General features: G+C 65.4%; 16 protein-coding genes. 7 read left to right on the top strand and 9 right to left on the bottom strand.

Annotation, left to right across the window (positions count from 1 at the left end; genetic code table 11):
* Nucleotides 1–292: 292 nt before the first annotated feature.
* Nucleotides 293–1,168 (bottom strand): SDR family oxidoreductase, encoded by an 876-nt coding sequence (locus tag ACSMEV_RS07040; RefSeq protein WP_459208301.1) that lies wholly within the window; start codon nucleotides 1,166–1,168, stop codon nucleotides 293–295.
* Between the two features lie 200 nt (nucleotides 1,169–1,368).
* Nucleotides 1,369–2,112 (bottom strand): phosphatase PAP2 family protein, encoded by a 744-nt coding sequence (locus ACSMEV_RS07035; RefSeq protein WP_459207787.1) that lies wholly within the window; start codon nucleotides 2,110–2,112, stop codon nucleotides 1,369–1,371.
* Nucleotides 2,113–2,469: 357 nt separating this feature from the next.
* Between ACSMEV_RS07035 and ACSMEV_RS07030 the strand changes: the two genes are divergently transcribed.
* Entirely contained in the window at nucleotides 2,470–4,116 is a 1,647-nt protein-coding gene (locus ACSMEV_RS07030) for a phosphoethanolamine transferase (protein ID WP_459207786.1), read from the top strand.
* Nucleotides 4,117–4,194: 78 nt separating this feature from the next.
* Here the strand turns inward: ACSMEV_RS07030 and ACSMEV_RS07025 are convergent, their stop codons facing one another.
* Nucleotides 4,195–5,142 (bottom strand): helix-turn-helix transcriptional regulator, encoded by a 948-nt coding sequence (locus ACSMEV_RS07025; protein ID WP_459207785.1) that lies wholly within the window; start codon nucleotides 5,140–5,142, stop codon nucleotides 4,195–4,197.
* A gap of 473 nt (nucleotides 5,143–5,615) precedes the next feature.
* Between ACSMEV_RS07025 and ACSMEV_RS07020 the strand changes: the two genes are divergently transcribed.
* Together ACSMEV_RS07020 and ACSMEV_RS07015 are read left to right on the top strand one after the other, a co-directional pair.
* Entirely contained in the window at nucleotides 5,616–7,079 is a 1,464-nt protein-coding gene (locus tag ACSMEV_RS07020; protein WP_459207784.1) for a M48 family metallopeptidase, read from the top strand.
* A gap of 94 nt (nucleotides 7,080–7,173) precedes the next feature.
* On the top strand, nucleotides 7,174–7,833 hold the full coding sequence (locus tag ACSMEV_RS07015) for a hypothetical protein (RefSeq protein ID WP_459207783.1): 660 nt from the start codon (nucleotides 7,174–7,176) through the stop codon (nucleotides 7,831–7,833).
* Here ACSMEV_RS07015 and ACSMEV_RS07010 read toward each other — a convergent pair.
* From ACSMEV_RS07010 to ACSMEV_RS06985, 6 genes are all read right to left on the bottom strand, one after another.
* Entirely contained in the window at nucleotides 7,830–8,609 is a 780-nt protein-coding gene (locus tag ACSMEV_RS07010) for an ABC transporter ATP-binding protein (RefSeq protein ID WP_459207782.1), read from the bottom strand. The two genes, ACSMEV_RS07015 and ACSMEV_RS07010, sit on opposite strands and share 4 nt — an antisense overlap.
* Nucleotides 8,606–9,667 (bottom strand): FecCD family ABC transporter permease, encoded by a 1,062-nt coding sequence (locus ACSMEV_RS07005; RefSeq protein WP_459207781.1) that lies wholly within the window; start codon nucleotides 9,665–9,667, stop codon nucleotides 8,606–8,608. Before ACSMEV_RS07005 ends, ACSMEV_RS07010 begins: the two co-directional genes overlap by 4 nt.
* Nucleotides 9,664–10,776, bottom strand: a complete 1,113-nt coding sequence (locus tag ACSMEV_RS07000) for an ABC transporter substrate-binding protein (protein WP_459207780.1) — start codon at nucleotides 10,774–10,776, stop codon at nucleotides 9,664–9,666. Before ACSMEV_RS07000 ends, ACSMEV_RS07005 begins: the two co-directional genes overlap by 4 nt.
* A 609-nt stretch (nucleotides 10,777–11,385) precedes the next feature.
* Entirely contained in the window at nucleotides 11,386–11,976 is a 591-nt protein-coding gene (locus ACSMEV_RS06995; protein ID WP_459207779.1) for an HAD family hydrolase, read from the bottom strand.
* Nucleotides 11,973–12,842, bottom strand: a complete 870-nt coding sequence (gene tesB / locus ACSMEV_RS06990) for an acyl-CoA thioesterase II (protein WP_459207778.1) — start codon at nucleotides 12,840–12,842, stop codon at nucleotides 11,973–11,975. Before tesB ends, ACSMEV_RS06995 begins: the two co-directional genes overlap by 4 nt.
* Before the next feature lie 94 nt (nucleotides 12,843–12,936).
* Nucleotides 12,937–13,506, bottom strand: coding sequence for a GNAT family N-acetyltransferase (locus tag ACSMEV_RS06985; RefSeq protein ID WP_459207777.1), 570 nt, complete (start codon nucleotides 13,504–13,506; stop codon nucleotides 12,937–12,939).
* A 194-nt stretch (nucleotides 13,507–13,700) separates the two neighbouring features.
* Here ACSMEV_RS06985 and ACSMEV_RS06980 point away from each other — a divergent pair, with 194 nt between their 5' ends.
* The 4 genes from ACSMEV_RS06980 to ACSMEV_RS06965 all read left to right on the top strand — a co-directional run bounded on the left by ACSMEV_RS06980 (nucleotide 13,701) and on the right by ACSMEV_RS06965 (nucleotide 17,955).
* Nucleotides 13,701–14,615 (top strand): histone deacetylase family protein, encoded by a 915-nt coding sequence (locus tag ACSMEV_RS06980; protein ID WP_459207776.1) that lies wholly within the window; start codon nucleotides 13,701–13,703, stop codon nucleotides 14,613–14,615.
* Between the two features lie 376 nt (nucleotides 14,616–14,991).
* Nucleotides 14,992–16,224 carry a TIGR03862 family flavoprotein gene (locus ACSMEV_RS06975; RefSeq protein ID WP_459207775.1) on the top strand — a complete coding sequence of 411 codons (1,233 nt, stop codon included), beginning with the start codon at nucleotides 14,992–14,994 and terminating at the stop codon, nucleotides 16,222–16,224.
* A 260-nt stretch (nucleotides 16,225–16,484) separates the two neighbouring features.
* A complete protein-coding gene (locus ACSMEV_RS06970) occupies nucleotides 16,485–17,000 on the top strand; it encodes a sigma-70 family RNA polymerase sigma factor (RefSeq protein WP_459207774.1) in 516 nt (171 codons plus the stop codon).
* Nucleotides 16,987–17,955, top strand: a complete 969-nt coding sequence (locus tag ACSMEV_RS06965; protein WP_459207773.1) for a FecR domain-containing protein — start codon at nucleotides 16,987–16,989, stop codon at nucleotides 17,953–17,955. Before ACSMEV_RS06970 ends, ACSMEV_RS06965 begins: the two co-directional genes overlap by 14 nt.
* The last annotated feature ends 63 nt before the right edge of the window (nucleotides 17,956–18,018 follow it).

Raw genomic sequence — 18,018 nt, 5'->3', positions numbered from 1 at the left:
GGGATCCTCAAGCTGTTACCGATGTGCGGCTGAGTGGACGAAGTTGCCCGCAGCTGCCGTCAGGTGGAGAAGGTGATCTACCTCCAGAGCAGACGGCTAAAGAGAAATTCAGATTTTCTGTGGACATTCATTTTCCGCGAAAAGCCCATACAAAACAATCGGTTAAATCAATGTCCATGACTAACAATTAGTCGGTGCGAGGTCAACGTCTGACCATCAGGTTTGACGAGAGCGTTGGCCGCTCCACCTCGCGCTGCAACGTGCATTGCAGCGCGAGGTCATTTCATGGTGTTCAAGGCAGCGTGTTGCCACCTGTCACGCCGAACACTTCGCCGGTGATGTAACTCGACTCTTGGCTGGCCAGCAGCACGTAGATGGAAGCACATTCGGCGGGTTGTCCTGGACGACCCATCGGTGTCTCCGAGCCAAAGTTAGGAATTTTTTCCTGAGGTTGGCCGCCGCTAGGCTGCAGGGGTGTCCAGAACGGACCCGGTGCAACCGCGTTGACGCGGATGCCCTTGCCGATCACCTGTTTGGACAGCGCCTTGGTGAAGGCCACGATGGCCGACTTGGTCGGCGCGTAGTCCAGGAGCGTTTCCGAAGGCTGATACGCCTGGATCGATGCGGTGTTGATGATGGTGGCCCCGGCCGGCATGAGCGGCAGCGCGGCTTTGCAGATCCAGAACATGGCGGTCACGTTGGTGCGGAACGTCAGCTCGAACTGCTCTGTCGTCAGATCCGCGATATCTTTCTGCGCCGTCTGCTTGCCAGCGACGTTGACCAGGATATCGAGCCCCCCCAACGCTTGCTCCCCTTGGGCAACCAACTGCTGACAAAAGCTTTCGCTGGTGATGTCGCCTGGTATGGCTACAGCTTTGCGTCCGGCGGCCTCGATCAGCTCGACGACTTCACGTGCGTCCGCTTCCTCTGAAGGAAGGTAGTTGAGTACGACATCCGCCCCTTCACGCGCAAAAGCGATGGCCGCCGCCCGGCCAATACCCGAGTCTGCGCCAGTGATCAGCGCTTTGCGCCCGGCCAAGCGGCCAAATCCCTTGTAGCTGCTCTCGCCATGATCCGCTTTGGGTTGCAGATCGTGGACAGTGCCCGGAGCAGTCTGTGATTGTTTGGGAAATTCTGGCTGCGGGTATTGGGTGAGAGGGTTCTGCATGGAAAATTGGTTTTCAGTGGGCACGATGCAGCTCCAGTCATGAGGGTGTCAGGAATGGGATGGCGGGCAAGCGCGCGACGTTCCGTCTTTTTCGCCAGTTGCTCGGGTCGTCACGATGAGCGTCACGACTCGACGTGGCTCGCGGGCTTGCGCTCGCCGACGGGGCTGTTAGCCGCGCTTGGCAGTGCGTCTGCACAGTGTCACTGGCTCAGGCGCACCGCACCCGTCGCGCCCCTGACCTTGCCCGGCGCCGGTCGCCACACCAGCCAGCGGTAGCACAGCACGCAGAGTGTCCAATCGATCAACAGCGTCCACAGGTTGTGCGAGAGAAAATGCGCGCCCTGTGCCATGCGCCCCAGCGACAGCACCACGCCCAGCGTCAGCGCCAGCACCAGCGCGACCCGCGCAGCCTTGATCCGACGGTCGCGCAAGGCGAAGAACAGGGCTATCAGCGAGAACCCCGTGGACGCATGGCCGCCAGGCCAGCACAGGCCGGGTTTGTCGGTTTCCGCGCGATGGGCCAGCAATGGTGTGTAGGTCTCGCTGCCGCCGAAATCGCTGAGGCTCCAAGGGCAGTGCACGCCCGTGGCGATCTTCAACGGCATCACCACCGAGGTGGTCAGGCTCAGCGCCAGCACGACGTAGCCCAACGACCTGCGCCATTGACGCAGCGGGGCGTAGAACCAGCTGGCTACGAACGCCAGGAACAGCGCGACCGACAGCGCGATCACCGCTTGCTTGACCCGGTCGTGCAGGATGTTCTCCAGCCAGTAGCTCTTGCGCCCGATGAAACCCACGCCGGGCTGGTAGAACAGGTGCTCCAGCCGAAAATCGATCGGCGTCATGTCGAACACCAGCATCAGTGCCATCAGCAACAAGGGCACGCCCAGCGCGAGACGAAAATCGAACGGTCGCGAAGGGGTGGATAAAAACCTAGTAGCCATGCAGGAACTCCGCAGTTGGGAAAGAGTGGCTGCAGGGCGCATACAGGCGGCCACGCAGTATCAAAAAACGCCTTTATTTGAAAGGCAAGTTGGCGAATCGATTGCGCCGCGACAGTAGTGCGGGTGACATGGGTTAATAGTGAAAACCCTGTAAAAAAATCGTTAGACCGAATCTTGATAGCCTAATTAAATAATCATTCATCCACTGCACATGGACACTGGGGAGACGCCCTACAAATAATCACAAACCGCCAACCTTACTTTCACGAAAACTTGATGAGTGCCTGATTAACGTTTGCGCCTTACAAGAACGGCTCCTGCCCCTGCGTCATCACTTTCTTGCGAAAGACCACGACCATGCTCAAGATAAAACCTGTGCGCCCCGAAATCGTCACGGTGCTGGCCAGCGCGTTTCTGCTGGGCGCCTTCAACCTGCCGCTATGGCATCACCTCGATGCGATCACCGCGGCAGGCGGCGCGGGCTGGCACCTGACGGCAGCGTTCGCCACGCTGTTGTTCGGTGTGTTCACGATCGTGCTCACCTGGTTGGCGATACCGAAACTGTTCAAACCCGCGTTGATCGCACTGTTCATGGTCAGCGCGGGTGTAACGTATTTCATGAACCGTTACGGTATCTTGATCGATACTGGCATGCTGCGTAATGCCGCAGAAACCAATGCAACGGAAGTACGCGACCTGTTATCGCCGACACTCTTCGCCTATATAGCACTGTTGGGCCTACTCCCCTCCTTATTGCTATGGCGAACGCCCGTTAATTACCGCCGATGGTTACCCAGCCTGCTGAGCAAGACCCTGATGACCGCTGGAGGTGCTGCACTGGTCGCCAGTGTAGGCCTGATCAATTATCAAGGCCTGTCGTCGTTGCTGCGCAATCACCATGAATTACATTTAATGGTCGTGCCGAGCAATTACATTGGCGCCTCCATCAACTATGTGCGCGAACAGGTGGTCAGTTCGCAGCAACCCCTCACACGTATCGGCGAAGACGCCGTGCGCGTACGGTCTGCGGCGAACCAGACACGTAAATCCCTGACCGTGCTGGTGGTCGGCGAAAGCGCCCGCGCCGAGAACTTCAGCCTGCTGGGCTATGCCCGCGACACCAACCCCGAATTGAGTCGAGTGCCGGGGCTGGTCGCATTCCCCGACATGCATTCCTGCGGCACGGAAACGGCCGTCTCGGTGCCCTGCATGTTTTCCAACCTGGGCCGTGCGGGCTACAGCGCGTCGGCCGTCAGCAACCGCGAAGGCCTGCTCGACGTGCTCAAGCGCGCTGGGGTGCAGGTGCTCTGGCGCGACAACCAATCGGGCTGCAAAGGCACCTGTGCCAGCGCGACGGTGGTCAACCTCAGCAACGCCACCGACCCTACCCTGTGCGCCGACCACGAGTGCCGCGACGAAATCCTCCTGCAAGGGCTGCAAACGCTGATCGACCACCTCGATCAGGACACCGTCCTGGTGCTGCACCAGATGGGTAGCCATGGCCCCGAGTACTACAAGCGCTACCCGGCAGCGTTCGAGCGCTTCACGCCGGTGTGCAAGAGCAATGCGCTGGACCAGTGCAGCCGCGACAGCATCGTCAACGCCTACGACAACACGCTGCTGTACACCGACCATGTCCTGGCCCAGTTGCTCGACCTGCTACGCAAGAACCAGGCGCACGTCGCCACTGCCATGGTCTACCTGTCTGACCACGGCGAGTCGCTGGGCGAGTTCAACCTGTTCCTGCACGGCACCCCTTACATGCTCGCGCCCGAGCAGCAGAAGCACGTGCCATTGCTGGTGTGGCTGTCGGACACCTACCAGCAAGCCGTCGGTGTCGACATGGATTGCCTGGCCCGCAACCGCAGCGCCCCCCTGAGCCAGGACAACCTGTTCCACTCGATGCTGGGCTTGCTGCAAGTGCAGACGCGGGTCTACGACCCGGCACTGGATCTGTTTTCGGGTTGCAAGCCCAGCCACTTGACCAGCACCCGACCCGCCTAGGCGAGGGCTGGCGATAGCTGAGGTCGTCGGACGTTGCCTACCGCATGGCAGGCTTGGTCTGCGTGCAACCCAAAACGTCTAGGCCTCGGCCCCAGGCGGATACCCGAAATGCGCCTTGTACGCATGGCTGAAGTTGGCCGGGTTGGCGTACCCCAGGCGGAAGGCGATCTGCGCCACCTGCCACTTGCGCTGGCGCAGCAAGGTGCGCGCCAGCTCCATGCGCGCCTGGCGCAGGTACTGCAGCATCGACTGGCCATAGACGTTGGCGAACGCCCGGCGCAGGGTGGTTTCGCCCACACCGAGCTGACGGGCCAGGGCCACGCTGCCCGGCGGGTCGACGAGGTGTTCGTCGAGCACGCGGCGGGCTTCGTGGGCGAGGTCGCGCTGCCCGCGCGGTGCGGGATCGGGCCGAGTCGGCTCACCCTTGAGAAAGTTCGCCAGCTCGACCAGCACCGCCAGGCTCAGGCTTTCCTGGTTCAAACGCTCCAGCACACCGACGTACGGCGAGTGGTACAACCGCTCCAGCAGCACGCCCATGGTCTTGCAGCGATTGAATTCGGCGAACTGCATGCCGTTGTCGAGCAGCCCCAGCAGCGGGCGCAGGGTGTCGTCCTCTTCGGCCAGCTCGTGGAGAAAGTCGCCGGCGATGCGCAAGCCCGCCATCCGCGCATGGCTACCGCCCGGCAGTTGGTCCACGGCCTCCATGCTTTCGCTCAAGCCCAGGCAATGGGTGCCGCCCAAGGTGTAGCGGTTGAGCTGGCCGTCCACTTCGTGCTGCCACTGCCCGTCGAGCACGTGTACCAGGCACAGGCTGCCGGGCAGCACCTTGTCGATGCGCAGCGCCTCGGGAAATTGCAGGTTGCAGTCGAAATACTGCAAGTGCGGGCGCACGGTGCGGGCACGGTAGTGGCCGATGGCGCTGCCGAGCACCTGCTGCGCGCTGTCGTCCAGCACACCCGCTGTGGCCAGGGCCGCAGGGTGGTCGTATACGAAGTGCGTGTCCAGGTAGGGGTTCCAGCGTTTCATCGGTGTGTGTCCGGGGGACTGTAGGGCGGTGCGAATGATAACGCCATCACAGCGGATGCATGGGGCGTTGTGAGCAACGGCCTGATTGTTGTGGGCAACGGCCCAGGTGCTTGGCAGATCGCCTGGGGTTGCCTTCAATACCGACTCCAAGCCGCAAAAGCGAACCACGCGCGGCTTCGAGCCCAAGCGATGCCTGCCGCACGTTGCCCCGCCTGACCGCCCATGGTGAGCCAGGCAGCCCTCGCGTCGCAGGCGTCATGGGCCTTTGCCAGGGAGGCCGATCAGACGCAATAGACCATGGATGGGGCGGGAAATTTCACTCTGCGACCCCTGCCTGCCCTGGCGTGGAGGTGCGACGGCGCTGGCAAGCCCGCTGCGCGCCGTACGGTCGATGGGCCACCGCTCGCCCCAGCCCTCCCGAACGCTCCAAGCGCGCACCGCCCTGTGCCGCAGCCCCACCCTGAGGTTGAACGATGATGAACCGCCTGCGGCAACTGGCCTGGCCCCTGACGATCCTGCTGCTGCCCCTGGCCCTGATGGCCTGGAGCAGTCTGCAAAGCTGGCGGGCCGACAGCGTGCTGGAAGAAGCGCAGGTCATGCGGCAGTGGCTGGACAGCCCCAGCGACGCGTTGCTGCAACAGCTTTCATATGCCGAACGCACCCAGGTCATGACCCCACAAAGCCGGCGCGAACACTTCGAATGGACAGTGGCCCAGGCCGACGCCGACCGCACGTCCCTACGCTTGCGCCAACTCTTGGCCACCCTCGCCTACCTGTTGGCGCTGGCGGCCCTATTGGCCGGCCCGGCCACCTGGGTCAAGCTGCGCCTGGACGCCTGGCGTGCGCTGAAATCGCAACAGTACCTGCACGACCACCTGAGCCAGAGCTGGCACGTGCTGGGCCGCTGGCTGGTGGCCTACACCGGGCTGCTGGTCGGCTCGCTCGGGGTGATTCTGCTGTATGAAATCGACTATGGCTGGAGCCATTTCAAGGCCGGCGGCTGGGCCATCGCCCTGGCGGCCATACCGGTACTGGGCGTGTTGGGCATCGGGCTGATGCTGATTCAGCGCCTGCGCCAACGCTGGTACGAGATGCAGGCGCCGGTATCGAGCTTTCTCGGTCGCGGTCTGGGCCGCCACGAGGCACCGGGGCTGTGGTCCTGGGTCGAGCGCCTGGCCACCGACCTCGGCGCGCCGGTGCCGGACCACATCGTGGTGGGCGTGGACCAGTCGTTCTTCGTCACCAGCGTGGACGTCACCCTGCAACCTTCGCAGCAGGTGCTCAGCGGCCGCACGCTGTACCTGCCGCTGACCTACCTGTCGACCCTGAGCCAGCAGGAGACGGCCGCGATCATCGGCCACGAACTGGGGCACTTCAGCAGCCGCGACACCGAGCGCGGCAGCGAAGTGGCAGCACGCTTCAGGCTGATGTGCGTGCACTTCGCCATGATCCGCGCCGCCGATGAGGACCCGTCCTGGATCGAGCGGCCGGCCATCTGGATCACCGCGCAGTTCCTGCACTACTTCCAGGTCGCGGTGCATCACTGGAGCCGTGCCCAGGAACTGGTCGCCGACCGCAGCGGCGCACAGGTGGCCGGCGAGCGATTGTTCTGCCAGGCCCTGCTGCGGGTGGTCGCCTTGGACGGCGAAATAGCGCGTCTGCTGGGCGACGGCCGCCATTCCAATCTGATCCAGGCCTTGGCCGAGCATCTGCGTGCCGCCCCCCTGCGCCTGGACGACAGCGTGCTGGAGCAGGCCGTCGACCACCCGTTCGACACCCACCCGTCCACGGCCAGCCGCGTGCGCCAGCTGGGCGTGGAGCTCGACGCGAACTTGCTCGCCGAAGCCACACGCACACCCAGGGACAGCGACCGGCAGTGGTTCGCCCATCTGACCCAAGCGCCTTCGCCAGCCAACCCCGCCGGAGCCTGGGCATGAGCGTCAAGGCCCTTGAGCCAGGCTCGCCCGTCTCCTTCCAAGTCGCGATCCGACGGCCAACCCTCACATCCATCCGCCCTCAGGAAACCCCACCATGAGCACACCCCAGAACCCCGATCCATTGGCCAACCTGGCCGAGTCGCTGACCCGCGAGCACAGCCAGGCCCAAGCGGCCGGCCGCCAGCAGGTGGTCGACGAACTGCAGGCGGTCATCGCCCAGGTGCCGGAGCAGAGCGAGTTCACCAATACGACGCGTTTCAAGGTTTGGGGGCCGATCCTGCTCTTGGGCGCACTGATCTTGATGGGGTACGGGATTCATATTGGCAGCAACAAGATGACGATCTTCGCGCTGGTCATGGTGGTCATCTTCCTCGCGCTGACCTGGCAGCATCGCAACGCCGGCAAGGCCGTGTTCATGCGCTTGAATCGCCGGCAGCTGACGGTCGACACCTTGAGCGCGCCGGTCGAGCTGACCGACATCGCCGAGATCGTGGTCAAGGACGAGGGCATGGCCACGCTGCAAAAGCTGACCCTGCGCCCCGGCGCACCGCTGCCCAAGCACCGCGCCACCTTCCAGTTGTTCGGCAACCAGGCCATGGCCCTGGCCAAGCCCACGCCGCACATCCGCATCAACTCGGCCGGCTTGATGTGCAACGGCCGTCGCCTGGACATCGAGGAGATCGCCGCCACGCTGGACGCCTACCGCATGGCCGCCCATGCCCAGCAGCAATTGGACTCCATGCAACTGCGCTAAGCGGCGCCCCTGGGGTGCGACATCGCCCTGTCGACCAGCACTTGCAACCGCCCGCGCGAGCAGCGTTCGACCCGTGCCTGCACCCCATACACCTCGGCCAGCAGCGCCGGGCGCAACACGTCCTCCGGGGTGCCGCAGGCCACCACCCGGCCCTGGTCGAGCATCACCAGGGTGTCGGCGTGGCTGGCCGCGAGGTTGATGTCGTGCAGCACGGCGATGGCCAGCAGGCGTTGGGCCTGGACCCTTTGGCGCACCGCGTCCATCACCCGCAACTGATAGTGCAGGTCCAGCGCGCTGGTGGGCTCGTCGAGCAACAGCACCTGGGGGTTGCGCGCCAATAGCTGGGCCAGCGCCACCAACTGCTTCTGCCCGCCCGACAGCGCGTCGAGCCCGCGCTCGGCCAGGTGTTCGATGCCCAACTGGCGTAGCGCCTCGAAGGCCAGGGCGGCGGGATGCTCGGTGCCGCCGACGCGCAGGCCGACGATGATGCTTTCCAGTACGCCCAAGGCAATGCCGGGCGGCAGTTGCTGGGGCATGTAGCTCAGGCGCCGGGCCCGCTCGGCGAAATTCAACTGGGTCACGTCGACGCCGTCGAGGGTCAACGCCCCTTTCATCGGTTCCAGCCCAGCCAGCGCGCGCAGCAAGGTGGACTTGCCGGCACCGTTCGGGCCGACCAGCGCCACCAGGCTGCCGCTGGGCAGTGGCGGCAGGCTCAGGCCCTGGATGACCGCGCGTTTGCCATAGGCCACGTACAGCGCGTCGATCGACAGGCTCACAGGTTTCTCCCTCGGCGGAACACCAGCGCCACGAACACCGGCACGCCCACCAGTGCGGTGACGATGCCCACCGGCACGATCATGCCCGGCAGGATGAGTTTGCTCGCCACCGACGACAGTGCCAGCAGCAAGGCCCCGACCAGCGCGCTGGCCGGGAGCAGGAAGCGCTGGTCCTCGCCCACCAGCAAACGCGCGATGTGCGGTCCCACCAGGCCGATGAAGCCGATAGTGCCGACGAACGCCACCGCCGTGGCCGCCAACAGGCTGATGCGCAGCAGCGAGGCATGGCGCAGGCGGCGAGTGTCCACGCCGAAGCTGCGGGCGCGGTCTTCGCCCATGCGCAGCAGGGTCATGGCCGGTGCGGCGCGCAGCGAGAACGGCAGCACCGCGGCGAGCACGATGGCCAGCAGGGTCAGCGAATCCCAGTTGGCCCGGGCCAGGCTGCCCAGCGTCCAGAACACCAGCTGTTGCAGCACGTCTTCGGTGGCCAGCATCTGCAACAGCGACACCAGGGCGTTGCAGCTGAACACCAAGGCGATGCCGAACAGCACCAGGCTCTGCACACCGGCGCTGCGCAGGCGCGACATCGCTTGCAGCAACAGCACCGACAGGCAGGCGAAGACGAAGGCCATCAAGGGCACCTGCACGCTGGGCGCCAGCCAGGCCACGCCCAGGGGGTAGGCGATCGCCAGCGAGGCGCCGAGCGCCGCCGACGACGACACGCCCAGGGTGAAGGGGCTCGCCAGCGGGTTGTCGAGGATGGCCTGCATTTCTGCGCCGGCCAGCGACAACGCTGCGCCCACCAGCACGGCCATCAGCGCGTAGGGCAGGCGCACGTTCCAGATGATCACCCGTTCGGTGGCGCTGAGGCTGGCCGGGTCGAACACGCCGTGCAGCAGTTGCGCCAGGCCCATACCCGACGCGCCGCTGGCCAGGTCGCCGAGTACGGCGAGCACCAGCAGCAGCGCCAAGCCCACGACCAGCCAGGTGCGTCGCCACAGCAGGCGGCGATAGCGCGCGGCGGCCTGTAGCGCGTCGCCAGAGAGCTGTGCAGTCATTTCGCGTCGATCCAGTAACTGCCCTCGAGGCTCACTTTGAGCAGCCGGTTGATCTCGGCCAGGGTCGCCTGCGGGTCGAGGTCCTCGAAGCGCTCGGGGTGGATCCAGCGGGCCATGGCTTCGATGGCCAGGATGTTGAACGGCGAGTTGTAGAAGTCGTGCCACAGGGCATGGGCCTGGCCCTGCTGGATCGGCCGCAGCGGGGCGAACTCGGGGCGTGCGGTGATGCGCGCCAAGCTGTCCTGTGCGGTCTTCTGGGACACGCCTGCGCCGAGCAGCACGCCCGGCGCGCGGTTGCCGGTGGCGATGTACACGTCGGGATCGCGTTGCAGCACGTACTCCACGCTGACATCGCCCAAGGCGCCGGGGATCACGTCGGCGGCGATGTTGTGCCCGCCCACGGCGTCGACCACGCTGCCCAGACCGCTCTTGCCGGTGGTATGCCCCGGCGCCTGCCAGACGCCGGGCAACAATTCGAGGAAGACCTTGGGCCGCTCGCTGTCTTCGAGGCCGGCGACAGCCTGCTCGACGCGTTGCAGGTGGCGGTCGTACAGGTCGAGGAATGTTTGTGCCTGCGCCTTGCGGTCGAGCAAGGCGCCCAGCGCTTCGAGGCTGACCCGGGTGTTGCGGATCGGCTGCACACGGAAGTCGATGAACAGCACCGGGACGCCGGCCTTGGCCAGCAGGTCGGCCACTGGGCTGTGCTGGGTCGGGCCTTCGCCGGCGATGCTGAAGATGGCGAGGTCCGGCTTGAGCGCCAGGATCTGCTCGGAGCTCACGCTCTGCTCCGACGCCTGGCCGATCAGCGGCAGCTTGGCGATCTGCGGGTACTGCTTGGCGTACACCTCATAGGTATGCGGGTCGAGCAGTCGCATATCGTTCTGCCAGCCGACCACGCGCTGGAACGGGTTGTCGCGGTCGAGCAGCGCCAGGGCGAAGAACAGCCGCCCTTCGCCGAGCACGATGCGCTGGGGCGCGTGGTCGAGCTTGACGGTACGGCCCAGGACGTCGGTGACCTCGACCGCGCCGGCGGGTGTGGCCAGGCCCAGCCAGCAACAGACGATGGCGAGCAACGGCAGCAGGCGCCGCCAGGTGGGGGTACGGTTCATGGGCGGAACTCCAGGTCGATGGACGGCGGCGGATGCCGCAGGACTCGAGTGCCGTACGCGCAGGGGCGTGCGATCGGCGGGCATGTGTGGGCAATGGCGAACCCATGCGCACGCCACCGTGCCAGACAGCGCCATAGCGAATGAATCGCATTCGAGCGGCGCCATTCTAAAGACTTGCCTTCTATCGCGGCTTGCCGGGAATGTAATGGTCTGCCACCGCAGGCAGTGCCATTACATGCAGTTACACCGAACTGAGCCTGCATGGTCCGAAGCCAGCCAATGTGGGGACGGCTGGTTCGGTGTGGGAAAGCCGGTTCGGCGCCCCGGTCGATCGCGATGAACGGCATCGCCGACCTGGATCGAGCGCCGCTTACCCTGTGGAGAAAGCCATCGCACCATCGGGCCGGCTTTGCCGGCCATCGCGACTGAAGTCGCTCCCACACTGTCAGCTGGCACCAAGCTAAGACTGCCCCCAAACCCTGTAGGAGCGGCTTTAGCCGCGATGGCCGGCATCGCCGGCCCAATAGCCTCAACCCAGAACTGACAGAATGAACGCAAGTTTCACGCCCAATCTCACCCCAACAGCATCTGCAACGCCCGCGTCCAACCTCACCCCAACAGCACCTGCAGCGCCCGGCAATCGGCGGCATGCCAGTCGGCCAGTTCCGGCCAGTCGTTGTGCGGCTGGTTGACCAGCACCGTACGCGTGCCCGCCGCCCGTCCGCAGTCCAGGTCGATGTGGTGATCGCCGACCATCACCATCTCGGCAGGGGCCACGCTCCAGGCCTGGGCGATATGCAGCAAGCCTTCGGGGCTGGGTTTGGGTTCGGCCTCGTCGCGGCCCAGGATGTGCGCCTTGGGGAAGCACTCGGCGATGCCGATGGCTTGCAGCGTGACGTGGGCCAGCTCGCGGGCGTTGCGGGTGAGGATGCCTAGACGGCAGCCGCGCCCGGCCAGCTCGCGCACCAGCGCCACCGCACCTGGCGCGGGCCGCGAGCCGAGGGCCAGGTCGCGCTCGTGTTCGAGCAGCCAGGCGTGCTTGGCGGCGGCCTCGTCAGCCGGCAACGCGGCCAGGTGGCCGAGGATGTCGCTCTGCGGCGGGATGTCCAAAGCCACGCGGATAGCCGCGAAATCGTGCACCGCCACGGTCAGGGTGCCGTCCATGTCGAAGACCCAGTGGCGGATGTCGTGCAGCTTCATGCCCAATCCTTGCGGTGGCGAATCAGCCCTTCCTGGCTGGAGGACGCCACAAGTTGGCCGGCGCGGTTATAGATGCTGCCACGGTTGAAGCCACGGGCGTTGCCGGCCCAGGGGCTGTCGGTGGCGTACAGCAGCCACTCGTCGGCACGCAGGTTGGCGTGGAACCACAGCGAGTGGTCGAGGCTGGCGATCTGCATGTCGTTGTTCCACACCGACTTGCCGTGGGGCAGCAAAGAGGTGGTCAGCAAACCGAAATCGGACGCGTAGGCCAGCAGGTATTTGTGCAGCGCGGGCAGGTCCGGCAAGGTGCCGTCGGCCCGGAACCAGACGTACTTGACCGGATCGTCGGGCGTGGGGTTGAACGGGTCGCGCTCGGTCACCGGACGGATCTCGATGGGCTTGGGCCGCAGCACCTTTTCCCGCAGCCGCTCGGGCAGGTGATCGGCCAGGGTGCTGGCCAGTTCCAGTTCGCTCGGCAGGTTCTCCGGCCCTACTACCTCAGGCATCGCCGCCTGGTGCAGGAAACCTTCCTCGTCGTACTGGAACGAGGCGCTGCAGGTGAAGATCGGTTGGCCCTTCTGGATCGCCGTGACCCGACGCGTGCTGAAGCTGCCGCCGTCGCGTACGCGATCGACCGAGTACACCACCGGCATGCTGGCGTCGCCCGGGCGCAGGAAATAGCCGTGCAGCGAGTGCACGTGGCGGGCGTTTTCGACCGTCTGGCTGGCCGCCGACAGCGATTGGCCCAGCACCTGGCCGCCGTACAGTTGGCGGAAGCCTAGGTCCTGGCTGCGGCCGCGGAACAGGTTTTCTTCGATCGCTTCCAGGCTCAGCAGGTCGACCAGGTCGTCCAGCACTTCACTCATCGGTTGTTTCTCCTAGCAAGGCGTGTCCGCACTACGGCGTTTCATGGGCAGGGATGATACAGGGTTTGTCAGCACCACCCCGCATCCGATCCCTTCAGGCGCGCACGGTGTGCAGCCATTGCTGAAGGTCGATGCGGTACAGCACGTGGGGCCGCAGCGGGTGGTCGGCCGGCAGGCGCGGATGGTCGAAGGCGCCATCGGGGTCGGGCTGCATGCCGATGGCCTGCATCACCTTCTGCGACGGCAGGTTGCTGGCCGTGGTGAAGGACACCACCTCGGGCAAGCGCAACTGGCTGAACGCGCAGCGCAAGCAAGCCCAGGCCGCCTCGCTGGCCAGCCCCAGCCCCCAATGGCGGCGGGCCAGGCGCCAGCCGATCTCCACCGCCGGGGTGAAGGGCGCGTCGAAACTCACGTTGAGCAGCCCGGTCATGCCGATGAAGGCACCGCTGTCCTTGCGCTCCAGCGCCCACAGGCCGAAACCGTATTCGTTGAAGTGCCCGCGCAGGCGACCCATCAGGGCGGCAGCCTCCAGGCGCGTCAAGGGTGCCGGGAAGTAGCGCATCACCTGTGGGTCGGCGCACAGCGCGGCGAACTCATCGAGGTCTTCGTCGCGCCACTGACGCAGGATCAGTCGCGGGCTTTCCAGGGTGGCGATGAGGGTCATGGTGGGACTCCGAAGGACAACGGCGCACTCTACAGCGGCCGATAAGGCAAGCGTAGGGCAATGGCTGAGCGCCGCCAGCCTGCCTGTGGATGAAACTCGAATCCTTGGCCGCTCGCGGCGCCCCATGCCGCCGCCGCTGTTCGCCACCGCCGCGCACCTGGCAAGATGCCCCCTGGCCTACCCATGAGCTGACCATGTCCCTGCCGCTGATCTATCACGACGACTACAGCCCGGCGTTCCCTCCTGAACACCGTTTTCCGATGGACAAGTTCCGCTTGCTTCGCGATCACCTGGTCGAGAGCGGCCTGACCTGTGACGAGGCGTTGATCCGGCCCGAGATCTGCCCCCGTGACATCCTCACCCTGGCCCACGACCCGGCCTACATCAACCGTTACCTGCACGGCGAGCTGTCCCGCGAGGACCAACGCCGCCTCGGCCTGCCCTGGAGCGAAGCCCTGGCGCGGCGTACCGTGCGTGCGGTAGGAGGCTCGCTGCTGACCGCCGAACTGGCTTTGCGCCACGGCGTCGCTTGCCACCTGGCCGGTGGCACCCACCATGCTCACTACGACCATCCGGCCGGCTTCTGCATCTTCAACGACTTGGCGATCATCAGCCGCTACCTGCTCGAAGCCGGCCGCGTGCAGTGCGTGCTGATCTTCGACTGCGACGTGCACCAGGGCGACGGTACCGCGCGCATCCTGCAAGACACGCCCGAGGCAGTCACCGTGTCGCTGCACTGCGAGCAGAACTTCCCGGCACGCAAGGCCGACAGCGACTGGGACATTCCCCTGCCGCGCGGCATGGGCGATGCGGCCTATCTGCAGGTGGTGGAGCAGGCGCTGGACTACCTGCTGCCGCTGTACCAGCCGGACCTGGTGCTGTACGACGCCGGCGTGGACGTACACAAAGACGATGCGCTCGGCTACTTGCAACTGACCGACGCCGGCGTGGCGGCGCGGGACGAATGCGTGCTGCGCCGCTGCCTGGCCCGCGACATTCCGGTGATGGGCGTGATCGGCGGCGGCTACAGCAAGGACCGCGCTGCGCTTGCCCGCCGCCATGGCATCCTTCACCACAGCGCGGCGCGGGTGCTCGCTTACCCACAATGACTGTGGAACCGGCTGTGGATAAGCTGCTGGAAAAGCGCTGTAGCCTTTGTGGTGTAAGGTCTACAAAGGTTTGTACGTTTTTTGTACAGCCTCTCGAAATAGCATGCTCGAGTCGTTTATCCACAATCCTTGCCTGATCGTTCGTAAAAACGTCTTCCGTGCGGACCCGGACGCGCAGGCATGGACCCAGTCTCAAGACATGGTTGCTTCCTTTACCCACAATCACTGTGGAACCGACTGTGGATAACCTGCGGGAAAGACCGCGCAGCCCTTACGGTTCCTGGGCTACAGCGGGCTGTTCATTTTTCGTACAGTGTCGTCCGTGTATGCACTAGGGTAGAATACCGACCCTTTTTTCCACAGCTCGCCACCGACCATGACCGACATTTCCCGCCCTGCCCCTTGCGTTGCCATCATCGGCGCCGGCCCTGCCGGACTGATGGCCGCCGAAGTCCTGGCTGCGGCAGGGGTAGCGGTCGAGGTGTTCGACGCCATGCCGTCGGTGGGGCGCAAATTCCTCCTGGCCGGCGTCGGCGGGATGAACATCACCCATTCCGAACCTGCGCCCGCCTTCGTGGCGCGTTACGCCGAACGCCAGCACGCCGTGCAGCCGCTGCTGCACGACTTCGACGCCCACGCGTTGCGCGAATGGATCCATGGCCTGGGCATCGACACCTTCGTCGGCACTTCAGGGCGGGTCTTTCCCAGTGACATGAAGGCCGCGCCGCTGTTGCGCGCCTGGCTCAAACGATTGCGCGAGGCCGGTGTGGTTATCCACACCCGCCACCGGTGGCAGGGTTGGAACGCCGACGGCAGCTTGCGCATTGTTGATGCCGAAGGCGAGCGGGCGGTGCGGCCCGATGCCGTGGTGCTGGCGTTGGGCGGCGCCAGTTGGCCGCGCTTGGGGTCCGACGGCGCCTGGGTGCCGTGGCTGCAAGCGCGGGGTGTGGATATCTCGCCGCTGCGGCCGAGCAACTGCGGTTTCGAGGTGGCGGGTTGGAGCGAGCTGCTACGCGACAGATATGCGGGCGCGCCGGTGAAGAACATCGCTTTGTCGGTGCCCGGTGCCGCACTGCGCAAGGGCGAGTTCGTCCTCACCGCCCAGGGTGTGGAAGGCAGCCTGGTGTATGCCTGGTCGGCGCCCTTGCGCGCCGCCATCGAGCGCGACGGGCAGGCCACCCTGTTGCTCGACCTGCTGCCCGACAAGCCTGTGGACAAGATCGCCCAGGCCCTGGCACGTCCACGTGGTTCGCGTTCGATGGCCAAGCATCTCAGTGGTCAACTGGGGCTGGACGGGGTCAAGGCCGGGCTGCTGCGCGAATTGACCGACGCGGCCGCGTTCGCCGATCCGGGCCGGCTGGCCGCAGCGATCAAGGCGCTCGAAATCACCCTGGTGCGCACTCGCCCATTGGATGAAGCGATCAGCAGTGCCGGTGGGGTGCGCTTCGAGGCGTTGAACGCCGACCTGATGGTCGCAACACTGCCCGGCGTGTTTTGTGCGGGCGAGATGCTCGATTGGGAAGCGCCCACCGGTGGTTATCTGTTGACCGCCTGCTTCGCCAGCGGCGTGCGTGCCGGGCAGGGTGCGTTGCGCTGGTTGGGTCGGTAGACAAAGCCTGTCGAGCAGGCCGGTAGGCCTGCGCTGGGCGACCTTGTGACCTCGATGCCGCTCCCGCCTCACCACGTGTGTCATGACCTAAGCATGCGGGCTCCCCTCACCCGCCGGTGCGGGCACACCCGAGATCCACTCGCCCAACCCTACCGATCAGCAATTATTCAAGGGGCAGCATTGCCCGAGTCCAAGCCTCCCGCATAGAATTGAGAACGATTAACAATCATTCCTCCATTCCAATCCGGGCTTTCATCGTCATGCAGGTCAATCACACGCTGCAACCGGCCGAGGTCGATCTGCTCTACCGAACCCATCACGCCTGGCTGCGCGGCTGGCTGTGGACGCGGGTCGGCTGCCGGGACAACGCCGCGGACCTCGCCCAGGACACTTTCGTGCGCCTGCTGCGCGCGCGCCAGGCGATGCCGCTCAAGCAACCCCGCGCCTACCTCAGCAGCATCGCCCGCGGCCTGATGATCGACCAGTTGCGCCGCCGCGCCCTGGAACGCGCCTACCTGGAAAGCCTGACCCACCTGCCGCCCGGCGAGGCGCCTAGCGAAGAAGCGCGACGGGTGATCCTCGATACCCTCGAACGCCTCGACCAGGCCCTGCACCGGCTCAAACCTCGCGCGCGTCAGGCGTTTCTGCTGGCCCAGCTCGATGGCTTGAGCATCGCGCAGGTCGCCGAGCGGCTAGGCGTGTCGCGGGCCACGGTGGAACGCGATCTGGCCCGAGCCTTGGGCGTCTGCTATCGCTTGCGCTATGCCGATGCTTGAGCGCGCCTCTGCCCCAACGCCCGGCCAAGCCCAGGTGGACCAAGCCATCGAATGGTTGGTGCGGCTGCGCTACGACCGCCCTGCCCCACGGCTCGAACGGCAGTTCCAGCAATGGCTGGAGAGCCATCCGCACAACGCGCTGGCCTGGCAGCGGGTCAGCAGCTTGGGTGACGAGCTGGCCGGCCTGCCGGGCGAGCTGAGCCGCACTACCCTGGAAGCCACGCAGCGCCAGTGCATCACCCGCCGCGACCAGCTCAAACTGCTCGGCGTGCTGGCCATGGCCGCTGGTCTGGGCTGGGCCGGCCGCGAGCCGCTGGGCCTGGGCCAGTGGCTGGCCGACAGCCGTACCGCCACAGGCGAACGGCGCCAGTTGCACAGCAGCGACGGCAGCCACATCCAGCTCAATACCGACAGTGCCATCGACCTGCGCTTCACCGCCGACCGACGCCAACTGACCCTGCTGCAAGGCGAAGTCAGCCTCGACAGCAACGCCCAGGACCCCCGGCCTTTCCGCATCGCCACCCGCTTCGGCCAGTTCGAAACGCGAAACGCTCGGGTGCTGTTGCGCGAAGACGCCAAGGGGCTGCTGCTGGCGGTCAAACGCGGCGAGCTGTCACTGGCCGGGGTCGGCGATGGCCTGCGCGCGCTCACACCAGGCACGGTGTGGCAATTCGACCGCACCGGCCATCTGCAGGCGGCACATTTGCAGGTCGACCCCTGGGGCTGGACTGACGGCGTGCTCAGCGTGCAGCAAATGCCGTTGCGTGCGTTCCTCGACGAACTGTCGCGCTACCGCCCCGGCTACCTGCGCTGTGCCGATCAGGTTGCCGGGCTCAAGGTGTCGGGCACCTATCAACTGGCCGACACCGACCAGATCCTGCGTCTGCTGACCCACAACCTGCCTATCCGAGTGCACTACCGCACCCGCTATTGGGTGAACGTCGGGCAGGTGTGAAAAAAACGTGAAATTAAATGAGGTGGAATCTCATTCTCGTGCGGCCTGAAGGAATAAAGCCCG

This window comes from Pseudomonas sp. MLB6B (assembly GCF_054508135.1).
Note: the sequence above shows the minus strand (reverse complement) of the source record. Positions and strands in the feature narration are given on the sequence as shown.